Origin of the sequence: Paenibacillus sp. FSL H8-0261 (genome assembly GCF_045040645.1) — a bacterium.
Classification (GTDB): Bacteria; Bacillota; Bacilli; order Paenibacillales; family Paenibacillaceae; genus Paenibacillus_AQ.
In genome coordinates, this window is record NZ_CP150297.1 from 1,080,685 (window position 1) to 1,100,895 (window position 20,211).

Consider the following 20,211-nt stretch of genomic DNA (forward strand, 5'->3'; position numbering starts at 1 on the left):
CTCCTTCCTTCAATACTTCTATTAATTAACCCTCATCATTACCTTCATATATAGTAAGAACTAATGAGAAAGAAAGCAAAAGACTTATTTTTCCATATAATCCATAATAGACCTTAATAATGGCGATCAAGTTAAATATGTGTGATCAATTTGTTACAAGTTCCTAATGATATGATAAAGATCACTGTAGCCACGCTGTTTAATGGTTATTTATTTCTGTTCAAACTTTGTTCAATAATTTACTAAAGTTGCTAATTTGGACACATCTATTTTGTGCAAAAGGATTGGAATTTAACCATTTTTTGTTGGTGTGACAGGATTTGGCCGAAATCCGTATTTGACGAATTTTGTCGAAATATCTGCAAGTCTTAAAAAGGGTAACAAATTATTCTGTATTAAGTTACAATCTCTCAAATTTCTATCTATTAATCTATGATAATGTTATAGGTAAATATACGAGATGGGAGATTTTTTGAGATGTTTAAAAAGAAAGTGTGGCTATTATTTGTAGTATTATTCGTATGTACGGGTTTGGTACGAGAGATAGATACAGTGAATGCAGCGGGTGCAGCAGGATCCCTGAAATTAGGGGTGAACGATAAATTAACTAAAATTGATGCAGTGTCGATAAAGGATACATATTATGTTTCACTGCGTGATTTGTCCCTAGAACTGAATCTGAATCTTACCCTTCAGGGTGTTGGCATTCATGTTCAAGGGAACAACGGTTCCATCGAACTGCTGAATGATCATGCAACAGCTCTTCTCCCTAATGGAAAGACTATTCCGCTGAAAACATTTGTGGAAAATGGTAGAACGATGGTTCCTGTGAAGATGACCTCTCATCTTGGATTTTCAATTTCGTTTAAGCCAGCTCAATCTTTATTAAGAGTGTATAATTCCGGGGCTAAATTAGACGATGCTGCATTCGTGAATCAACATAAAAAGGCTTTGCAACAAAATGTACCTACAGGGACGACAGGCACAAAGGGGAAAGTTGTATATCTTAGCTTTGATGATGGCCCATCCGCTACAACCTCTCAACTACTTGATATCTTGGCGAAGTATGATGCGAAGGCAACCTTCTTCATGTTAGGAAATAACATGAACGCACACGCGTCTCAAGTGAAACGCTTAGTGAAAGATGGACATGCACCTGCTTTGCACGGCATGACACATGTGAAAGATAAATTTTATGCTTCTCCAGCTTCTGCGTTGAAAGAGATGAATGACGATAATGCAATTCTGAAGAAGATTACAGGTCAAAGTACAACACTGATTCGTACACCTTATGGTAGTAAACCTTATTTAACAAAAGCTTATAGAGATAAGATACTAACTCAAGGGTACCATCTGTGGGATTGGAACGTTGACTCTGAGGATTGGAGATATAAGAACGATAGTAATTCCATCTATAATACGGTTATGAGAGAAGTTCATAGTCTGAAGAAGAGCAGCCCGGTGATTCTAATGCATGATCAAAAGGCTACACTTAAAGTTCTTCCACGCATCCTAGCGGCGCTGAAGAAAGAAGGCTATGCGTTTCATATTATTACTTCAGATATGGAGCCTAACAATTTTTGGAACGATAAGCGCTAAATCTGATAGTGAAATTAAATCATTCATATTGTTGAGACGGCAGATTTGATCTGTCGTCTTTTTTTTGTTGTCTGAAATCTTTGTAGATTTGACACATGTGGGCTTCTCTAATCTATCGACGTAGTTAATTTGTCATGTTATCATGATACTCTGATAACGTATTAGCGAACTAAAGCACACAGCACTGTGTCAACGATGGGGGATAAAAGAGATGAAGAAAAATGCACTTTTAGTTTTATTTATGATCATGGTTATTGCAGCTTTATCAGGCTGTTCGTCTTCTGGGAGTAAGGATGGAAAGCTGGTGATCGGGATTGATGATAAGTTCGCTCCGATGGGCTTTAGAGATGAGAACAATGAAATTGTTGGGTTTGATATCGACTATGCCGGAGCTGCAGCTGAGAAAATGGGCAAAGAAATCACTTTTCAGCCTATTGACTGGTCAGCTAAGGAGTCAGAACTGAATAGCGGGCGCATTGATATGATTTGGAATGGTTATACCATCACAGATGAACGTAAGGAAAAGGTGTTATTCACTAAGCCCTATCTTGAGAATAGTCAGGTTGTAGTCGTATTAGCGGATTCCTCTATTTCAAAGCTTGAGGATTTGGCTGGTAAAGAGGTAGGACTTCAAAGTCTGTCTTCCGCTGCCGATGCATTAAATGCTAATCCGATTAAAGACCAAATTGCTAATCTGTCGGAATTTCCGGATAATGTGCTAGCGCTCACAGATTTGAAGACTAAGCGCCTGGACGGTGTAGTCATTGATGAAGTGGTAGCCAGATATTATATGTCAAAAGAGCCTAATACCTTTAAGCTACTAGATGAATCGCTTGCTCCTGAGCAGTACGGTATTGGAATTAAGAAAGGCAATGAGGCACTACTGGAAGAACTTCAAAAGGCTTTGGATGAAATGAACAACGACGGAACGGCTGAGAAGATCTCCACGAAGTGGTTTGGTGAGAATAAGGTATTAAAATAGAAGGTCAATATACAGAGTTTATTGGAGAAATGAAAATGGATTATATAATACAAATTTCCGGGCCGATGTTAGAAGGCGCGCGTACAACTATTTTATTGTTTCTTATTGTTATTTTGGTGTCGATTCCGCTCGGGTTCCTAGTCACTTTGATGGCGAAGAGTGTGATCAAGCCCGTGGCTTGGATTGCACATACCTATATCTATGTCATGCGGGGAACACCACTTTTACTACAATTGTTATTTTTTTGCTTTGGTTTACCACAGATTCCGGTGATCGGGGAATATCTGGTCATGGACCGCTTCGTTGCGGCGAGTCTTGGGTTTATTCTTAACTATGGGGCTTATTTCGCGGAGATCTTCCGTGGGGGTATGCTCTCCATTGATAAAGGGCAGCATGAAGCAGCCAAAGTACTCGGACTGAGTAAATGGCAAACGCTGCGCAAGGTAATTCTAGCTCAAATGTTTAGGGTAGCTTTGCCAGCCGTGGCCAATGAATCGATTTCCTTGGTCAAAGATACGGCTCTGCTGTATGCCGTTGCTGTACCTGAGCTACTGAACTATGCCAAAACAGCAGTAAATCGAGACTTTACTGTAACCCCCTTTGTAGTGGCGGGAGTGATTTACTTACTGATGACGCTGGTGCTCACTTTATTCTTCAAAGCACTGGAGAAACGTTTTAAATTCGAGTAGAGGGACTGTCTGAATATGAGTAACATGATAGAAGTAAGTGATTTACAGAAATCCTTCGGCAAATTGGATGTGTTGAAGAAGGTTAGTTTCAATATCCAGGCAGGAGAAGCCGTCGCTGTTATCGGGCCTTCAGGTTCAGGTAAGAGTACGATGCTGCGTAGTCTAGTACATCTAGAGGAAATTACGGGTGGAAGCATCTTCATCCAAGGCAAGCCGCTCGTGGAGAATGGAAAATACGCTAGTGGAGCAAGTATTCGTGAGATCACGGCGTCCATGGGAATGGTGTTTCAACACTTTAACCTATTTCCACATTTAACGGTGCGGGGCAATCTAGAGCTAGCTCCAAGGATGTTGAAACGGGAGAGCGTGAAGGAGATTACGGCTAGAAGTGAGAACTTACTTTCTAAGGTAGGACTTGCTGAAAAAGCGGATGTGTATCCTGCAAAGCTGTCGGGTGGACAAAAGCAACGGGTTGCTATTGCGAGAGCATTAATGCTCAACCCTGATATTCTATTGTTCGATGAACCTACTTCCGCACTTGATCCTGAACTCACGGGCGAGGTACTACGCGTCATCCGTCAACTTGCTGAGGAGAATATGACGATGATTGTTGTCACTCATGAGATGAACTTTGCTCGTGATGTGGCTGATCGTGTGATTTTCATGGACAACGGTGAGATTACGGAGTCTGGAACACCAGAGCAGATTTTTGATCATCCACAGCAGGAGCGCACTCGAATTTTTCTGAATCAAGAGACGAGAGTATGAATACCGCCTCAGGCTAATAAAGTGTCTATTCATGAGAAAAAGTCCCCACAGTGTTTTTATAACTGTGGGGGTTTTTGCGTTGACATAAAGATTAAACTGTATTAATAATAGTAGTACAGTTAATACACATCATCATGAACTAAGGGAAGACAGTGAAAGGAGGATGGTTATGTTCGAATTGGACGTTCGCAGTCGCAAGCCGATTTATGAGCAGCTGACCGATAAGGTCAAGGAGATGATTTTACATGGTATTTTGCAGACTGATGAACAACTGCCTTCGGTAAGGACATTATCCCAGCAGCTAACCGTGAATCCCAATACGATTCAGAAGGCTTACCGTGAATTGGAACGTGAGGGGTATATCTATTCACTGCAGGGGAAAGGGAGTTTTGTAGCCCCAATGAAAAAAGAACAGAATGAGATTAAAAAAGCCGAAGTACGTGCTGAGTTGCTTAGACTGATGGCGGAAGCGGTATACCTTGGGTTCACCGCAGCTGAGATTAGTTCATTGTATGAGCAAGTGGAGAAGCAGAGAGAAGGAGGGAAAAGTGATGATTGAGATTCGAGGCGTCAGTAAGTTATTTCAAGGGGAGAAGGCAGTAGACGATATCTCTTTAACGGTACGTAAAGGGACGATTTATGGGCTACTCGGCTCTAATGGCGCGGGTAAAACTACGCTGCTGAAGACCTTGGCGGGCATTTTCTCTCCAGATAAAGGGACCGTGAAGGTGGAGGGTGAAGCGGTATTCGAACATCCGACGACTAAGCAAAGGGTTATTTTTATGCCGGATTCTCCTTACTTTTTTCCGCAATCCACCATGCTGCAAATGGCAGCCTTCTATCGCTCGATCTATCCGAGCTGGAATCAGAAGCGTTTTGATGATTTGGGGACCGTCTTTCAGCTCGATAAGAAGCGCAAGCTTAGTCGTTTCTCCAAAGGGATGCAGCGGCAAGCGTCATTCTGGTTATGTTTAAGCTGTATGCCGGATGTGCTTATTATGGATGAGCCGATTGACGGGTTAGATCCGGTAATGCGACGCCAGATCAAAAACCTGCTATTTCAGGAGGTTGCTGAACGCGAGCTGACGGTAATCATTTCTTCACATAATCTTCGTGAGATCGAAGATCTGTGTGATCATGTTGGGATTATGCATGGTGGGAAGATGCTGATTGAGAAGGATCTGGATGATCTTAAGGCGGATACACATAAGATTCAAGTGGCCTTCCGGGATGAACGGCATGAAATTCCGTTAGCAGCGAAGCTGCAAATATTACATCAAGAACGCCGGGGGAGCGTGAACCTGTACATAGTAAAAGGGGATCGTGAGCGAATTAAAGCGACTTTTCAAGTGTACGAGCCATACGTATTCGATTTGCTTCCATTAACGTTAGAAGAGATCTTTATTTATGAAATGGGGGATGTCGGATATGACGCGCAGCCGATACTACTTTAATAGCAGTATTATTCGCCAGAACTTCCGCCAGCATGGCTGGATAGGGATTATATATGCACTTGGCCTAATGTTCGCACTTCCATTGCAGCTGTTCATGAGTATCGATCCAAATGCAAAACCGCAGGAAATCGATCATTTATTCCGCATCTCTGGTAATGTGCAAGCATTGTTTATTATTACGATCCCTGTTGCTGCTGGACTCTTTTTATTCCGATATCTTCAGGCAAAATCTCCATCAGATCTATGGCATAGCCTGCCTTTACGCAGAGAGCATTTATTTACGGCTCATCTGACAAGTGGACTTACCTTACTGTTGGTGCCGGTTTGGTTAACTGCAGGGGTGGTTGCGGTTGTTAAGCGATGGAGTGGTAATTTTTATATTTTTCAGGGCGCAGATATTTGGCAATGGTGCATCACAGTTAGTATTCTAACTTTGTTCCTCTTCTGCTTTAGTGTTTTTGTGGGAATATGCACGGGCCAATCTATTCTTCAGGGAATTATCATTTATATTTTGCTTATTCTTCCTGTTGTACTGATTTCATTAATCAATAGCCATTTAGTCATGTATCTTTATGGTTATGCAAATGCAAATGTAAACTTCCGAGATTCTAGTTTGCAGATGTGGTCTCCGTTTGTTCATATCGTGTATTATTTTACCGGCAAACCATTCACCAATACAGAATTATGGATTTATGGGGTATTGGCACTTCTATTTATTGGGTTGTCCTATCTATTATACCGTAAACGTAATACGGAAAAAGCGGGTCAGGCTATTGCTTTTGGATATTTCAACCCGCTGTTTAAAGCAGGGTTTATGTTATGTACTATGCTTATTTCCGGGAATTATTTTGCACAAATGAAGCAACAGCAAATGGGCTGGGTAATTAGTGGATATGCCATTGGAGCCATTATCGGCTATGTTGCTGCGGAAATGATTATTCGGAAAACATGGCAGATTATGACGCGTAAAGTGTTAGCAGAGTTTGCGGTTTATGCAGTAATGCTGGGGTTACTTCTGTATATCCCGATATCAAGTGTTACCGGGTATGAAGCTAGAGTACCTTCCGGTGATAAGATTAGTGGTGTGTATATGGGATCTAACTACCGTTGGTATACCCCCACGGATGATTTGTACACTACTACACCCTATATGGGGCAGGACCCTTTTTCCGATGATAAAGATTATATAGAAGCTGTCCGTAAACTTCATCAAGCGGTAATTGCGGTACGTCCAGAACATACCTCACAACAATACGCTTATGAATATTTTACCATCGCCTATCAATTGGAGAACGGTCACAAGCTAGTGAGGGAATACTGGATCCCTAATAAGGGGTTTGAATCAGAGCTCAAGGCGGTTAAGGATACCGAAGCTTACAAGTATGAAAAGTATAATTTAGCTCTCTTAGACAAAGACCTGGATTATATGTGGGTTACTAACAGGAATAAAAAAGTAGCCATCTCTGATCCTCAGGAAATTTCAGAGCTAAAGGAGATTATCAAACGCGAAATTTCGAATATGTCCTACGAAGTACAGATAGATAAGGACGGAAAACCTGATGTGGCTAATATCCAAGTAGAGGTAAAGGTGAAAGAGAACAGTAATCAAGTTTCTACAGATTATGGTTATTATTTTCCGTGGAAGTCTTCTTTCCACGAGCTTGAAAAGTGGATGAACGAAAAAGGTTATGCCGATAAAATACGAATAACAGCTGAAGATATCCAATCGGCAGAGATTGTAAAAGACGACTTTATGGATAAGCAAACACCTAAGAATCCTACGAGTCCTGAACAAAGAGTAGTGCTTGCACGTGAAAAAAATCGTACAGTTGTTACGAAGGATAAGGCACTATTAACGGATATTTTAGATCATCGTTTCAATTATGGAGTTGAGAATGGCAACTACATTGTGAAGCTGCTGTATAAGGAAGGTTATAGCGATTTCGTAATGTTAAAAGCATCGGATATGACGCCTGAACTGAAGGTATTACTGAAATAAGGTAAGAATAAGGAGAGTAGAAGATTACAGAAAAAGACTACTGGTTGACAAAAACTGGATAGTTGGATTATGCTTTTGGAGATAGGTTAAGGATGAAATGGTACTGAATAAAATATAATTTGACTTGGGGGTAAGGACAGATGAATAACAATATGAATAATCAGCCATCGTATAATGCTTATCCATATTTGCGTCCATCTGTTACCTTGGCTTACAGGTCAGCCTTAGACTCAGTGTATTCATTTCCGGTGAATCAACAACGCTATATTAACCGGTAAGGAGTTCTGTATTTAGGTGAAGCCCGGCCATGGACGATGGAGTCCATGGTCTTTTTTGCATATTTAGAAGGTTTAAGGGAGGGGTTAATATGTCGGAAATACATCAATCGATCATTCAACAGCTTCGGACCATTGAATCTGAAGAACAAGTCCGCATTTTGTATGCGTGTGAATCGGGGAGCCGGGCTTGGGGATTTCCATCCAAAGATAGTGATTATGATGTTAGATTCCTATACATACGGAGACCTGAGGCGTATTTATCTATTTTTGAGCACAGGGATGTAATAGAACGGCCGATCAGTGACATGCTTGATATTAATGGTTGGGACTTGAAGAAGGGGCTTAATCTATTTCGGAAATCTAATCCGCCTCTGCTGGAATGGTTAGAATCACCGATTCGCTATGAAGAAAAATACGCTGTAGCCGAAAGTATCCGTGAACTCTCGCCACAAAGCTTTTCGCCAAAATCATGCATTTACCACTATTTGAACATGGCGCGAGGAAATTACCGGGATTATCTGCAAGGCAGTGAGGTTAAAATCAAGAAATATTTTTACGTATTAAGACCACTCTTAGCATGCGCTTGGATTGAAAAATACAACGAAGTGCCGCCGCTCGATTTTAATGTGCTTGTACAGGATTTGATTCCACAAGGTTCAGAATTACAGGAAGCTGTGCAGAGCCTGTTATTTCGTAAAATGTCCGGTGATGAACTAAATCTGGAGCCGCGCTTGGATGTTATCAATATTTATTTGGAGGAGCGAATTGCTCATTACGAGGCGGTTGCTTCTGCTTTTAAACAGAGTGTTGGTGTTATGGATGAAGCGTTAGATATCTTGTTCCGATCAGCACTGATAGAGGTCTGGGGCGAAACGGGGCAATGGAACTGGTAAGTTCGCAATTCAATAATTGTTAATTAAGGAGAGATGAAGCTTATGCATTTGATCATCAAAGCGACGGGGTCAGGAGCAGGGATGTTGTCCCATCTGCTGGCTAAAAACCCGCATAATTTATATGACAGGAGCGATAAAGAAGCTAGAGTGCGTATAGTATTCACTGCAGCTTCCGACGAAGAGACAGAGGCCGTTATCTATGTCACACCAGATCCAATAGCTCTAGTTAAAGGAAATGCAGCTCATAATGACATCACACAATATATTAACGATCGGGAGTTTGTTACGAGCAGCCGGTTCTGCTCTTATATCCGTCCAGCGCTAGGTACAGCTCTTAATGGAAAGCCTAAGGAAGTATTTTTGCCTTGGGTAGATCACAAATTTCAATTGGAGCTGTCCTTTGGCCCAGTAGCATCGAACCTGCCTGATCACACGATTGAGGAACTGTTTCATGCACTTGGCTACGAGCTTGAGCTTGAAAGAGGAGATGCTGTGTATTCTTTTGATTTAAAAAGCCGCAGTTCTGCACGATACATTAGGCTGCGGGGAGAACAGACGCTGCAAACGGCCCTTCGTCAACTGTTCATTCTGATTCCGGCATTAGATGATGATAAGCATTATTTTATCAGTGATGATGAGATTGAGAAAATCAGGCGTTATGGCGAAGGCTGGTTGGATAGTCATCCGTTGCGTGCGTTAATTCTCAAGCGGTCACTACGATTTGCTAATCTTATTAAGCAATTTGATGGTGAGGAATCCACCCCTTCTTCTGAAAAAGTGGCTGTTACTCCTGCTGAGCTTTCAGCTGAGCCTAAAATTAGATTAAATGATCTGCGTTATGCGGCGATTGCAGAAACAGTAGAAGGGTTTGCTTTCAAGAGTAGTATTGTTGACTTTGGTTCCGGCGAAGGAAAACTTTCGGCAAGGCTCGGAAGTGTGCCGGGCGTTAAGCAGATCTGGGCCGTTGAGCCTTCCGCAAACGCACAGCTACGTGCAATAGACCGCTTCTCGAAGCTTGAAGACCGAGAAGGAGTTACCGTGCCGACGCCTGTTACAGGTTCTTTGTTCTACTTCGATGAATCGCTGCGGAACAAGGATATTATGATTCTATGTGAGGTTATTGAGCATATCGACGAATATAGGCTGGCTCGAGTGATGGAGACTATTCTGGCGGAATATAGTCCTAAGGTATTGATCCTGACTACACCGAACAAGGAGTATAACGAGGTGTATGAGATGGAAGCGGAAGAAATGCGGCATAGTGATCACCGTTTTGAATGGGGACGAGCAGAGTTCTCCGAGTGGTGTATGCGCTGGACGAGCTCCTTTGATTATTCGGTTGATTTTAAAGGAATTGGCGAGGGTTCTGACGCTTTTGGATACCCGACGCAGATGGCGGTATTTAGGAAGGAGGGAGCATTGTAATGACTACAGAAGAGCAAAAAGAAAAGCAGCGAACCATTCTTTTTCCGCATGCAGGAATTATTGTATTGGTGGGTCCCTCCAATAGCGGCAAAAGCACTTTACTGCGTAGATTAGTAGATGAAGGCACGTTGTTGCAGACAGAAATCGTCTCATCGGATGATTTCCGTAGCATGCTTGGCGACACTGATTTTATGGATTGGAAGAATCGTCCCCGCGAAGAAGCAGATATTATTTTTAATGATTATCAGTTGCTCTCAAGTCTAGCCTTTGAAGCAATGAATTCAGTCATTGCCATGCGCTGCCGACTTGGAAAACTGACGGTGGTGGATGCTACACATCTGCAAGAGGAATACCGTAAGCAATATTTAGATTTAGCAAATAAGTATAATGTTCCATGTATAGCTTGGGTGCTCGATGTTCCAGAGGAAACGCTGCTGGAGCGGGATGTACAGCGTGATCATCCACGAGGACGCCAGCGGGTCAAGCAACAATATGGACAGTTCAAGCGTTCGCTACGGAGTGTTAAGGACGAGGGCTTTGCCTCGACTTATTTTTTGAAAAATACGGAGTCAGTACTTTTTGAACGTAAGCAGAACCCGCTTTGGGTTGAAATCGATAAAGGACTTGATATAATCGGCGACATTCATGGTTGTTATGAAGAGATGATCGAGCTACTCGAAAGATTGGAATATAAGGAAGACGAGAAAGGGTTGTACAAACACCCCGAGGGTAGGCAGTTAATTTCTGTTGGGGATGTGATGAGCCGGGGCCCGGAATCGCTGAAGACGATGAGGTTTTGGAAAAAGCATGTAGATGCTGGAATCGCCCGCATGATCGACAGCAACCATGGCTGGAAAATCGCCCGCTACCTGGATGGTCGCAAAGTTACATTAAGTCACGGAGACGAGAATATCGCCGCTGAGCTGGAGGCATTTGCGCTAGAAGCAGGCGATGAGGAAGCAAAAAGGCTTAGGGAGGAACTTAAACAGTTTCTGTTGTCCGCGCCTAGCCACTTGTTGTTTGGCCGCAATGGCGTGCGGCGGGTCGTAGTTACCCATGCCGGAATTCGCGATGAATTTATCGGCAAGCAGTCCAAACGGATTCAGGACTTCTGCCGATATGGGGACACTGATGGAATGGATGGCAAGGGTGCTCCTATAAGGAAAGAATGGTATGTCGAACACGAATCTGGGGAGATCATCGTCTGGGGGCATGATCCTAGACCTTTCCCAACCGTGGTAAAAAATACAGTGAACATCGACCAGGGTGCTGTATTTGGTGGATCTTTAACTGCGTACCGTTACCCTGAAGGGAAATTTGTTAGTGTTAAAGCGAAATACGATTATGCAGGTGATCCGGACAGTCCGTTAATACGTTGGGAGCGGGGGAGATTCTCACCGCCTAACCTGCGTAAATTCGTGGAAGGCTACTCAGTCCAGACTGACCTTTATGGTGAAATAACTGTGCGCGGAGAATTCGTTAAAGCGGCCATAGACACGGTCTCCCACTTTACGGTTCCACTTGAGGAACTGGTATATATCCCACCGACCATGAGTCCGCCGCCTTCAGTGTCTATAGATGAGAACTATCTGGAGCATCCGCGTGAAGCTTTTGCTTATTTCCGCGCACAAGGTGTGAAGACAATGATCGCGGAGAAAAAGCATATGGGCAGCCGGGCCATCCTATTGTTATTCCGGGATGAAGAGGCAGCATTACCGTATGTGGGCAGGCCGTCGTTAGGCACGATTTATACACGTACTGGCAGAGCTTTTTTTGACAGGGATACTGAATCTGAAGTGTTACGTAGGCTGAACGCGGATCTCGTGCAGGCGAATTATTTTGCGAAAAATAACACGGATTTGCTGCTCCTAGATGCGGAGATCGTACCGTGGAACTTGAAAGCGCGTGAGCTGATTTCCTCCCAATATGCACATGTGGCTGAAGCAGCACTGTTAGATCGGGAGCATCTTTTGGAGAAGCTGCGTGAGGCTGAAAGATCAGGGCGAGATGTTACCTCGTGGATACAGGAAATGGAGGAGAAGCTCCAGAATGCTCATCTTTTTAAGGAAGCTTTCCAAAAGTATTGCTGGGACGTAAGTGGATTAGAGGGGATTAAGATTGCTCCCTTCCATACGCTTGCGCATAGCGGACAAACTTTCTTTGAGCACAGCCATCTTTGGCATCTGGAGCATAATCGTGAACTAGCGGAGTTGTCACCTTTATTTATGGAGACTGAATACCGCACGGTTTGTAATGAAGCGGACGAGGAACAGATAATCCGTTGGTGGGAAGAGATGACGGAGGATGGGCATGAAGGGATTGTTATCAAACCGGAAACGTTTATAACACGTAATGGAGATAAACTGGTTCAGCCTGCACTCAAGGTGAGAGGGCGTAAATATCTGCATATTATCTATGGAATAGATTATTTACAGCCGGACAATCTTGTACGCCTCAAGCAGCGCAAAACAAGCAAAAAAGAGCGAAATGCCTTAATGGAATGTGCGCTTAGCCGGGAATCGGTGGAACGTTTTATTCGTAAAGAGCCGATAGAACGCGTACATGAATGTGTGCTTGCTGCGCTGTCTTTGGAGTCTGATCCTGTAGATCCACGGCTGTAGAGAATAGAATAGAAATGAGTTATGAATTGAGGTAGAAATATAATGTTAAGCAATGCTACAGAAGTGTCGTTAAGTAAATTTATGACTAAATTGCTCCGGCATACTCCAGAGCAGTATGGCCTTATTTTGGATCCTGAGGATGGTTCCTGTACATTGGACGATTTGTTGTCCGTACTTGTGAAAGCTCCTAGATGGTCTGAGGTGACTGTGGGAGATATTCAGCAAGTGGTTGCAGGCTGCGAGAAGCAACGATTTGAAATCAATGGAGATCGAATCAAAGCTCGGTACGGGCATAGTCATACCAAAATTTCCTATGATCCGGGAACTCCGCCATCTACGCTTTATCACGGAACTCATGCTGGCGTTCTTTCAGTTATTTTGGAAGAGGGACTCCAATCGATGGGACGTCAATATGTTCATTTGTCCGAAGGGACACATTTTGCCAGTCTGGCCGGAAGCCGCAGAGGGAAATTGATTCTACTGACTGTTGATACGATTAGCGCTGGTCAAATGGGTGTAACTTTTTATTGTGCGGGTAATGAGGTATGGCTGGCGGACCCAATTCCGGCTTCCTGTCTTAAAGTGTATACCCCATTGTAGAATTAGAACATCGTTTGGTTAGGAGGCATACTCACATGGATGGAATTTCTGATCACCTAGATCACGGATTACAGATTGTATTTATTGGTTTTAACCCGAGTATTCGTTCAGGTGAGGTAGGGCACCATTACGCGAATCCACGAAATAATTTCTGGAGAATCTTGCACAATTCAGGACTTACTCCTCGGCTATACGACGCGTCTGAGGATGGGGAACTACTTAAGCTGGGTTATGGTTTTACAAATATTGTTTCCAGGCCTACACGCGGAATCGACGATATTACCCGTGAGGAATATAATGAGGGCCGAGAATTGCTTCGCTCCAAGCTGGAATTGTATCGCCCACAGGTCGCCTGTTTTGTAGGAAAAGGTGTATATACAGAGTTTAGTCGTAGGACTAAAGCAAACTGGGGATTTCAAGGGGATGTACCTCCGAAGGTAGACGGTGTACGTGAATTTGTAGCTCCCTCTTCCAGTGGATTAGTGAGGATGCCTATGGAGGAAATTATAGGAATTTACCGTAGGTTAGCCGAGTTTACGCAAGAGAGTAATGGGTGAGTTGTTGGATGATGTGTTTGGCTGCAGAGTTATGGGCTTGAAGAAGTATGAACTTCAAACAATAAACGAGCAAGTTTCCAGATTGGAAACTTGCTCGTTTTTATTACTTCAATGGACTAGCCGATGCGATTGTTCTTGTACGATACTAATCCGCAAATAATACATCAAGTCTCGATCAACAACAGAATGATAGAGGATAAGGATAGACAAACGCTGATCAAGCATAACACGGCAACGACTTGCTTCTGGCTCAAACCTGCACGAAGCAGGCGGTAATGAGCCTGGGTAGCGTCGGCCTGATAAATGGACTTGCCTTGGATAAAGCGTTTGACGACGACAAAAATATTGTCGAAGATCGGAACGCCCAGCGCCAGAATCGGGATGAACAGCGACAGGGCCGTAGCTTGCTTAAACGCGCCGTCGAGTGCGATTACCGCAAGGATGAAACCTAGAAAGGTAGCCCCGGCGTCGCCCATAAAGATTTTGGCAGGCGGTTTGTTATAGCGCAGATAAGCAATGGTGACACCGACGAGTGCAATCGCCATAATCGCAGAAGAGGATTGCCCCTTAGTTAATGCGACAATAAATAGTGTTATGGCCGAAATAGCAGTTAAGGCGCCAGCCAAACCATCCATACCATCCGAGAAATTAATGACAGTGGTTACGCCGAAGATCCAGATAATCGTCAATAGAAACTGTAATACAACGGGTAGAACGATATAATCCCCTGAGAATGGGTTGTAGAAGCCTGTAAATGCGTTGCCGGAAAGATAAACAAGAACAGCCGCACTAACCTGCACAATCATTTTGGGCAGTGCCGGGAAATCCTTACCTTTTGTTTTGTACCAATCATCTATGGTACCTATGGTCAGCAGTAGTACGCCCCCTGCAAACAGCGCGACGGTTTCCATGGAGAATTCACGGGCAAATACCAGATAGGTAATGAAGAATCCAATGAATATGGCGTAACTGGCCGTAAGCGGTATAGGCTCTCTATGAATTTTACGCTCAACGTCCTGACGAGGCTTGTCCACAAAATCGAGTCGGAAAGCTAGTCTGCCGAGCGGCGGAATTAGAAAGTAGACGATAGAAAAAGACATTAGAAACGATAAAACGTATAATATGACGCTCACCACCGTTTTCTTTTTAAAATAACACAATTCGCTTAAAACTACCTTAAAAAAGTAAATTTTTGTCGTCTGACTGATAAGTTGACTTGATTGTATCACTGTAGTACCTTTTTGAGAAAAGAGTTTTGGGGGATATTTATGAAATACGACGTTATTTTATTCGATGCTGACGATACACTGTTTGATTACGGAATGGCAGAAAGTCACGCGTTATCTAACGCATTTCTACATGTTGGGATGCCCACAGGTGCTGAGGATTATGCTGCCAGTTATCAGGAGATTAATCATGCGCTGTGGCGTGATTTGGAGCAGGGGAAGATTAGTTCTGCTGCATTACGCGTGGAACGGTTTAATCGGTTATTCGCTGCGAATGCGCTGGAGCTAGATCCTGAGGCGTTTAGTGAAGCGTATCTACGTTTCTTAGGCGAGGGAACCTTTCTGATCCAGGGAGCGATCGAGCTGTGCGAGGAGCTTGCCGGCTGTCGATTAGCAATCATTACGAACGGAATTAAAGAAGTGCAAACTTCCAGAATTCAAGGATCACCGCTTAGTGAAACATTTGAGCAGATCATTATTTCAGAGGAGGCTGGTTGTCAGAAGCCGGAGACAGGGATTTTTGATTATGCTTTTGCTAAATTGGGAATTTCGGATAAGGAAAAAGTACTGATTGTAGGGGACTCCTTAACCTCTGATATTCAAGGCGGAATCAATTATGGGATCGATACTTGCTGGTTTAACCCGCTCGGTAAAGAGAATACGTCGGGTGTTCAACCGAAATATGAAATTCGAGTTCTGTCGGAGCTCTTAGACATTGTAGGCAAGACAACGGATCTTCAATAAAAAATAAGGTGTGAGCGCATCAGCGACTCACACCTTTTATTAAGTGAGCTGAAGAATCTTATTGCCGAGTATCCAGCGGCTTCAGATAAGCTTCGATTTGCTGGCGTTTCGATTCCAGAAATGGTGGCAGCGCAAGAGATTCGCCCAAACTTTCCATTGGCTCATCTGTTGCAAAGCCTGGCCCATCTGTAGCTAGCTCAAAAAGAATGCCGTTAGGCTCACGGAAGTAAAGGGAGCGGAAGTAGAAACGATCCACGAATCCGGAGTTAGGAAGCTGAGCTGTGCGTATATGCTCGACCCATTGCTTCAATTCCTCCTCGTTATCCACGCGGAATGCGACATGGTGCACACCACCTCGTCCCAGATGTTCCTGCTCTAGATCATAACGTTCCTCTAGGTGAACCTCTGCACCTGATCCGCCTTCTCCAGTCTCAAATACAATCACATCTGGCTGGCCCGCAATTGTTGAAGGATAAGTGCCTTTGCGGCGGAAGCCAAGCAATTGCTCCAGTACAACCGCCGTATGCTCTGCACTTTCTACTGTAAGATGTGCAGGACCTAGGCCAACAATCCCATATTCAGCAGGTACCGGGCTTTTAGCCCAAGGGATGCCGCCGGCAACACCATTATCATTTTCGTCGGATACTAGAATGAAACGTTGCCCTTCGTGATCACGGAAGGCTAAAGCCTGGCGGCCACCGATTGTTTGAATCGTTTCATGCTCTACGTTAAGCTCGGTGAAACGCTGCTCCCAATAGGTAAGTGCAGCATCATTTGGCACTCGAAGGGAGAGCGCGGAGATGCTGTTATTGCCTGCACGGTTGCGGCCCGCCATCGGGAGTTCGAAGAAAGTTAATTCGGTTCCGGGATTACCCTTCTCATCACCATAGAATAAATGATACACTGAAATATCATCCTGGTTTACTGTCTTTTTAATGAGACGCAGTCCAAGTACTTCGGTATAGAACCTAAAGTTTTCTTGCGCTTTACCTGTAATTGCGGATACGTGGTGTAGTCCTTTTAATGTTAATGTCATGTGTAATTACCTCCGTGTAAATGCTAAATGTGAGTAAGTTATATTGTGATCTTTAAAAGATTTAGTGAGTATTATTAAGTTACTATAATTTTAATAGTAAAATGCGATTTTTGCAAGTAGATGTTTATGCATCATAAAATCCAGTTCATACATAAGGAGAGTGTACAATGCACACAACAACTAGTTTGATGAAACAATTGCAGGAGCTAAAGCTTGATCCACACGGGACTATTCTGGTCCATTCGTCATTAAAAAGCATTGGGGAAGTAGATGGAGGCGCGAACACAGTACTGGATGTACTCAGTGAATATATGAAGGATGGACTGCTCGTATTGCCAACTCATACATGGGCTTATATTAATGCAGACAATCCAAGGTTCTCTGTTCAAGATTCCCCATCTTGTGTAGGGATATTACCGGAGTTATTCCGTAAACGTCCAGGTGTCATTCGCTCTTGGCATCCGACACATTCTGTAGCGGCTTTAGGTGCAGATGCTGAGGAGTTCACTACGGGGGATGAACGCTGGGATACGCCGTGCGCCCGTGGTTCAGCATGGGGCAAGCTACTTGATCGAAAGGCGGAAATTGTACTGCTGGGAGTCGATCTTCGGCGGAATACGTTCATCCATGGCATTGAAGAGTGGGTCGATATTCCAGGCAGAATGACGGATACCCATGAGGAGCTATATACGGTGACGCCGGGTGGAGATGAAATCATGGTGCCTTCTCGCAGACATTGTGGCCTCTCTTGGTCGGAGCATTTTTGGAAGGTGGAGCGTGAGCTTGAAGAGGGCGGTGCCATGCGCAAGGGTAACTTTGGAGACGCGTTAGTCAGGGTATGTGGGACGGTAGAAACGACGGATATTCTAAGCCAGATGCTGACAGAGAATCCGGACCTTTTCTCGGATAATGAGCCACTGCATGGGGAGGACAAGCCGGTACCACTTCCAAAGACTAGGGCGTGAGCAACCTTAGAAGAGGCTAATTGAATGCCGATAAAGCATTTTTCAAACCACACAATCTGGAAGCCGCTATCAATGTATGGTATATTAATCTCACTAAAACATAGTAAGGAGATTGGAAATGGAAAAAACTTTGGTTTTTGGACACAAAAATCCGGATACGGATACCATTTGTTCTGCAATTGCTTATGCTGCACTCAAAAAGGAATTGGGCTGGGATGCTGAGGCCGTTCGTCTGGGCGAGGTTAGTGGTGAAACGCAATTTGCGCTTGATCATTTCGGAGTCGCTGCTCCTCGTCTGGTAGAGAACGTAGCTGGTGAAGCAAATCAGGTTATTCTTGTTGACCATAACGAACGCCAACAAAGTGCGAATGACATTGATCAAGTGCGCGTGGTTGAAGTTATCGACCATCACCGGATCGCAAACTTTGAGACTGCACATCCGTTATACTATCGTGCTGAGCCAGTAGGCTGTACAGCTACTATTCTTAACAAGTTGTATAAAGAAAACGGAGTTGCTATTCCTAAAGAAATCGCCGGATTGATGCTGTCTGCGATCATTTCTGATTCCTTGCTGTTTAAATCACCAACTTGCACTGCGGAAGATGTAGCTGCAGCACGTGAGCTTGCTGAAATCGCTGGTGTAGATGCAGAAAGCTACGGTCTCGACATGCTGAAAGCTGGAGCTGATCTTAGCGACAAGAGTATCGCTCAACTGATTTCCTTGGATGCAAAGGAATTCAAAATGGGTGAATACAAAGTTGAAATCGCTCAAGTGAACGCGGTTGATGTTAATGATGTTCTCTCCAAACAAGCTGAACTGGAAACTGCACTTACTTCCATTATTGCTGAAAAAGAATTGGATCTGTTTTTGTTTGTAGTTACAGATATCCTCAATAACGATTCTGTGGGTCTGGCTCTGGGTCGTGTTGCAGGTGCAGTAGAAACGGCGTACAATGTTAAGCTTGATGACAATAAAGCACTTCTCAGAGGTGTAGTATCCCGTAAATCGCAAATCGTTCCTGTTCTTACAGAAACAATTGCTAAGCTGTAACGCATTTTGACAATTGCACTCTATTCGGTGCAGTAGCATTCATATAAGAGCCACGTCATCCATTGAAAGTTATAAGGGTGACGTGGTTCTTTTTGTTTTACGACACATTCTGCTACAATACTTTGAGAGGTAAGAGTAACAACCAACATGTGGAATATAACAAAGAGATAGGGGATATTAAGAATGGAATTGTTTGCAGCATTGGAGCGGGACGATTACGAGGAACTGTTATTTTGTCAGGATAAAGCATCAGGATTAAAGGCAATCATCGCCATTCATGACACGACATTAGGGCCCGCACTGGGTGGAACACGGATGTGGACCTATGCTACAGAAGAGGAAGCGATTGTTGACGCGCTTCGATTAGCGAAAGGGATGACGTACAAAAATGCAGTATCCGGCCTAAATTTAGGCGGTGGGAAAACAGTAATTATAGGGGATCCCAAGAAGGATAAGAATGAAGCGATGTTCCGTGCTTTTGGAAGATACATACAGGGCTTGAATGGACGTTACATAACAGCCGAGGATGTTGGCACTACAGAAGAAGATATGAACATTATTTATCAGGAGACAGATTATGTTACAGGTACATCTCCTACTTATGGTTCCTCGGGTAATCCATCACCAGCTACGGCTTACGGCGTATACCAAGGGATGAAGGCAGCGGCCAAAGCAGCGTTTGGCAGTGATTCGCTCGAAGGAAAGACTGTAGCTGTTCAAGGCGTTGGGAATGTGGCTTTTTCGCTGTGTAAGCATCTTCATGAAGAGGGCGCTCAGCTTATCGTAACCGATATTCATAAAGAAGCTGTGGGGCGCGCAGTAGAGGCTTACGGTGCCAAAACAGTCGATCCCGCAGATATTATCAGTACAGACTGTGATATCTATGCTCCATGCGCACTCGGAGCAACGATCAATGATGAGTCCCTCAGGGTAATTAAGGCGAAGGTGATCGCAGGCGCAGCCAACAATCAGTTAAAAGAGGCCTATCATGGCGATACTCTGCACGAAATGGGCATTGTGTATGCTCCTGATTATGTGATTAATGCTGGTGGCGTTATTAATATTGCAGATGAGCTGAATGGATATAATAAAGAACGTGCATTTAAACAGGTTGCAAAAATTTACGATAACATTACCCGCGTGCTAGAGATCTCACGTCTAAACGGAATTCCTACTTCTTTTGCGGCAAATCAGCTTGCAGAGGAGCGGATTTCCTTATTAAGAAATACTCGTAGTACTTTCCTGCGTAACAGTCAACATGCTCTTAGCAGAAGATCACTCCGGGGATAAGACGCTTAGGTACTTTCATTAGTCTTTCACAAGC

The 20,211-nt window shown here is 43.8% G+C and carries 18 protein-coding genes; 16 read left to right on the forward strand and 2 right to left on the reverse strand.

Features of this window, described 5'->3' with window-relative positions; all coding sequences use genetic code 11:
* Window positions 1-477 precede the first annotated feature (477 nt).
* The 12 genes from MHI27_RS04690 to MHI27_RS04745 all read left to right on the forward strand — a co-directional run bounded on the left by MHI27_RS04690 (window position 478) and on the right by MHI27_RS04745 (window position 13,865).
* Entirely contained in the window at window positions 478-1,599 is a 1,122-nt protein-coding gene (locus tag MHI27_RS04690; RefSeq protein ID WP_076283871.1) for a polysaccharide deacetylase, read from the forward strand.
* A 211-nt stretch (window positions 1,600-1,810) separates the two neighbouring features.
* Window positions 1,811-2,581, forward strand: a complete 771-nt coding sequence (locus MHI27_RS04695) for an amino acid ABC transporter substrate-binding protein (protein ID WP_076283872.1) — start codon at window positions 1,811-1,813, stop codon at window positions 2,579-2,581.
* A 29-nt stretch (window positions 2,582-2,610) separates the two neighbouring features.
* Window positions 2,611-3,270 carry an amino acid ABC transporter permease gene (locus MHI27_RS04700; protein WP_042185116.1) on the forward strand — a complete coding sequence of 220 codons (660 nt, stop codon included), beginning with the start codon at window positions 2,611-2,613 and terminating at the stop codon, window positions 3,268-3,270.
* 15 nt (window positions 3,271-3,285) lie between these two features.
* A complete protein-coding gene (locus MHI27_RS04705; protein WP_371916547.1) occupies window positions 3,286-4,038 on the forward strand; it encodes an amino acid ABC transporter ATP-binding protein in 753 nt (250 codons plus the stop codon).
* Window positions 4,039-4,207: 169 nt separating this feature from the next.
* Complete coding sequence (locus tag MHI27_RS04710) at window positions 4,208-4,597, forward strand: GntR family transcriptional regulator (protein WP_076283874.1); 390 nt, start codon at window positions 4,208-4,210, stop codon at window positions 4,595-4,597.
* On the forward strand, window positions 4,590-5,492 hold the full coding sequence (locus MHI27_RS04715) for an ABC transporter ATP-binding protein (protein ID WP_076299122.1): 903 nt from the start codon (window positions 4,590-4,592) through the stop codon (window positions 5,490-5,492). The genes MHI27_RS04710 and MHI27_RS04715 overlap by 8 nt, the downstream gene beginning before the upstream one ends.
* Window positions 5,467-7,491 (forward strand): hypothetical protein, encoded by a 2,025-nt coding sequence (locus tag MHI27_RS04720; RefSeq protein WP_405175717.1) that lies wholly within the window; start codon window positions 5,467-5,469, stop codon window positions 7,489-7,491. Before MHI27_RS04715 ends, MHI27_RS04720 begins: the two co-directional genes overlap by 26 nt.
* 367 nt (window positions 7,492-7,858) lie before the next feature.
* A complete protein-coding gene (locus tag MHI27_RS04725; RefSeq protein ID WP_405175718.1) occupies window positions 7,859-8,662 on the forward strand; it encodes a nucleotidyltransferase domain-containing protein in 804 nt (267 codons plus the stop codon).
* Window positions 8,663-8,704: 42 nt separating this feature from the next.
* Window positions 8,705-10,087, forward strand: a complete 1,383-nt coding sequence (locus MHI27_RS04730; protein ID WP_405175719.1) for a 3' terminal RNA ribose 2'-O-methyltransferase Hen1 — start codon at window positions 8,705-8,707, stop codon at window positions 10,085-10,087.
* A complete protein-coding gene (locus MHI27_RS04735; protein WP_405175720.1) occupies window positions 10,087-12,708 on the forward strand; it encodes a polynucleotide kinase-phosphatase in 2,622 nt (873 codons plus the stop codon). The genes MHI27_RS04730 and MHI27_RS04735 overlap by 1 nt, the downstream gene beginning before the upstream one ends.
* Before the next feature lie 42 nt (window positions 12,709-12,750).
* The gene (locus tag MHI27_RS04740) at window positions 12,751-13,308 is read left to right on the forward strand and encodes an RNA 2'-phosphotransferase (protein WP_341127266.1); all 558 of its coding nucleotides are present in this window, start codon (window positions 12,751-12,753) and stop codon (window positions 13,306-13,308) included.
* A gap of 35 nt (window positions 13,309-13,343) precedes the next feature.
* The gene (locus tag MHI27_RS04745) at window positions 13,344-13,865 is read left to right on the forward strand and encodes a mismatch-specific DNA-glycosylase (RefSeq protein WP_076283881.1); all 522 of its coding nucleotides are present in this window, start codon (window positions 13,344-13,346) and stop codon (window positions 13,863-13,865) included.
* A 164-nt stretch (window positions 13,866-14,029) separates the two neighbouring features.
* Here MHI27_RS04745 and MHI27_RS04750 read toward each other — a convergent pair whose 3' ends face one another.
* Window positions 14,030-14,965: an MraY family glycosyltransferase gene (locus MHI27_RS04750; protein ID WP_042124401.1), complete on the reverse strand. Its 936-nt coding sequence runs from the start codon at window positions 14,963-14,965 to the stop codon at window positions 14,030-14,032.
* A gap of 168 nt (window positions 14,966-15,133) precedes the next feature.
* Here MHI27_RS04750 and MHI27_RS04755 point away from each other — a divergent pair, with 168 nt between their 5' ends.
* Window positions 15,134-15,835: a YjjG family noncanonical pyrimidine nucleotidase gene (locus MHI27_RS04755; RefSeq protein WP_042185133.1), complete on the forward strand. Its 702-nt coding sequence runs from the start codon at window positions 15,134-15,136 to the stop codon at window positions 15,833-15,835.
* Window positions 15,836-15,893: 58 nt separating this feature from the next.
* Here MHI27_RS04755 and MHI27_RS04760 read toward each other — a convergent pair whose 3' ends face one another.
* Window positions 15,894-16,871 carry a ring-cleaving dioxygenase gene (locus tag MHI27_RS04760; protein WP_405175721.1) on the reverse strand — a complete coding sequence of 326 codons (978 nt, stop codon included), beginning with the start codon at window positions 16,869-16,871 and terminating at the stop codon, window positions 15,894-15,896.
* Between the two features lie 167 nt (window positions 16,872-17,038).
* Here MHI27_RS04760 and MHI27_RS04765 point away from each other — a divergent pair, with 167 nt between their 5' ends.
* The 3 genes from MHI27_RS04765 to MHI27_RS04775 all read left to right on the forward strand — a co-directional run bounded on the left by MHI27_RS04765 (window position 17,039) and on the right by MHI27_RS04775 (window position 20,177).
* A complete protein-coding gene (locus tag MHI27_RS04765; protein ID WP_076299129.1) occupies window positions 17,039-17,836 on the forward strand; it encodes an AAC(3) family N-acetyltransferase in 798 nt (265 codons plus the stop codon).
* Between the two features lie 118 nt (window positions 17,837-17,954).
* Window positions 17,955-18,887 carry a manganese-dependent inorganic pyrophosphatase gene (locus MHI27_RS04770; RefSeq protein WP_076283885.1) on the forward strand — a complete coding sequence of 311 codons (933 nt, stop codon included), beginning with the start codon at window positions 17,955-17,957 and terminating at the stop codon, window positions 18,885-18,887.
* A 183-nt stretch (window positions 18,888-19,070) separates the two neighbouring features.
* Window positions 19,071-20,177 (forward strand): Glu/Leu/Phe/Val dehydrogenase, encoded by a 1,107-nt coding sequence (locus MHI27_RS04775; protein WP_405175722.1) that lies wholly within the window; start codon window positions 19,071-19,073, stop codon window positions 20,175-20,177.
* Window positions 20,178-20,211: the final 34 nt, after the last annotated feature.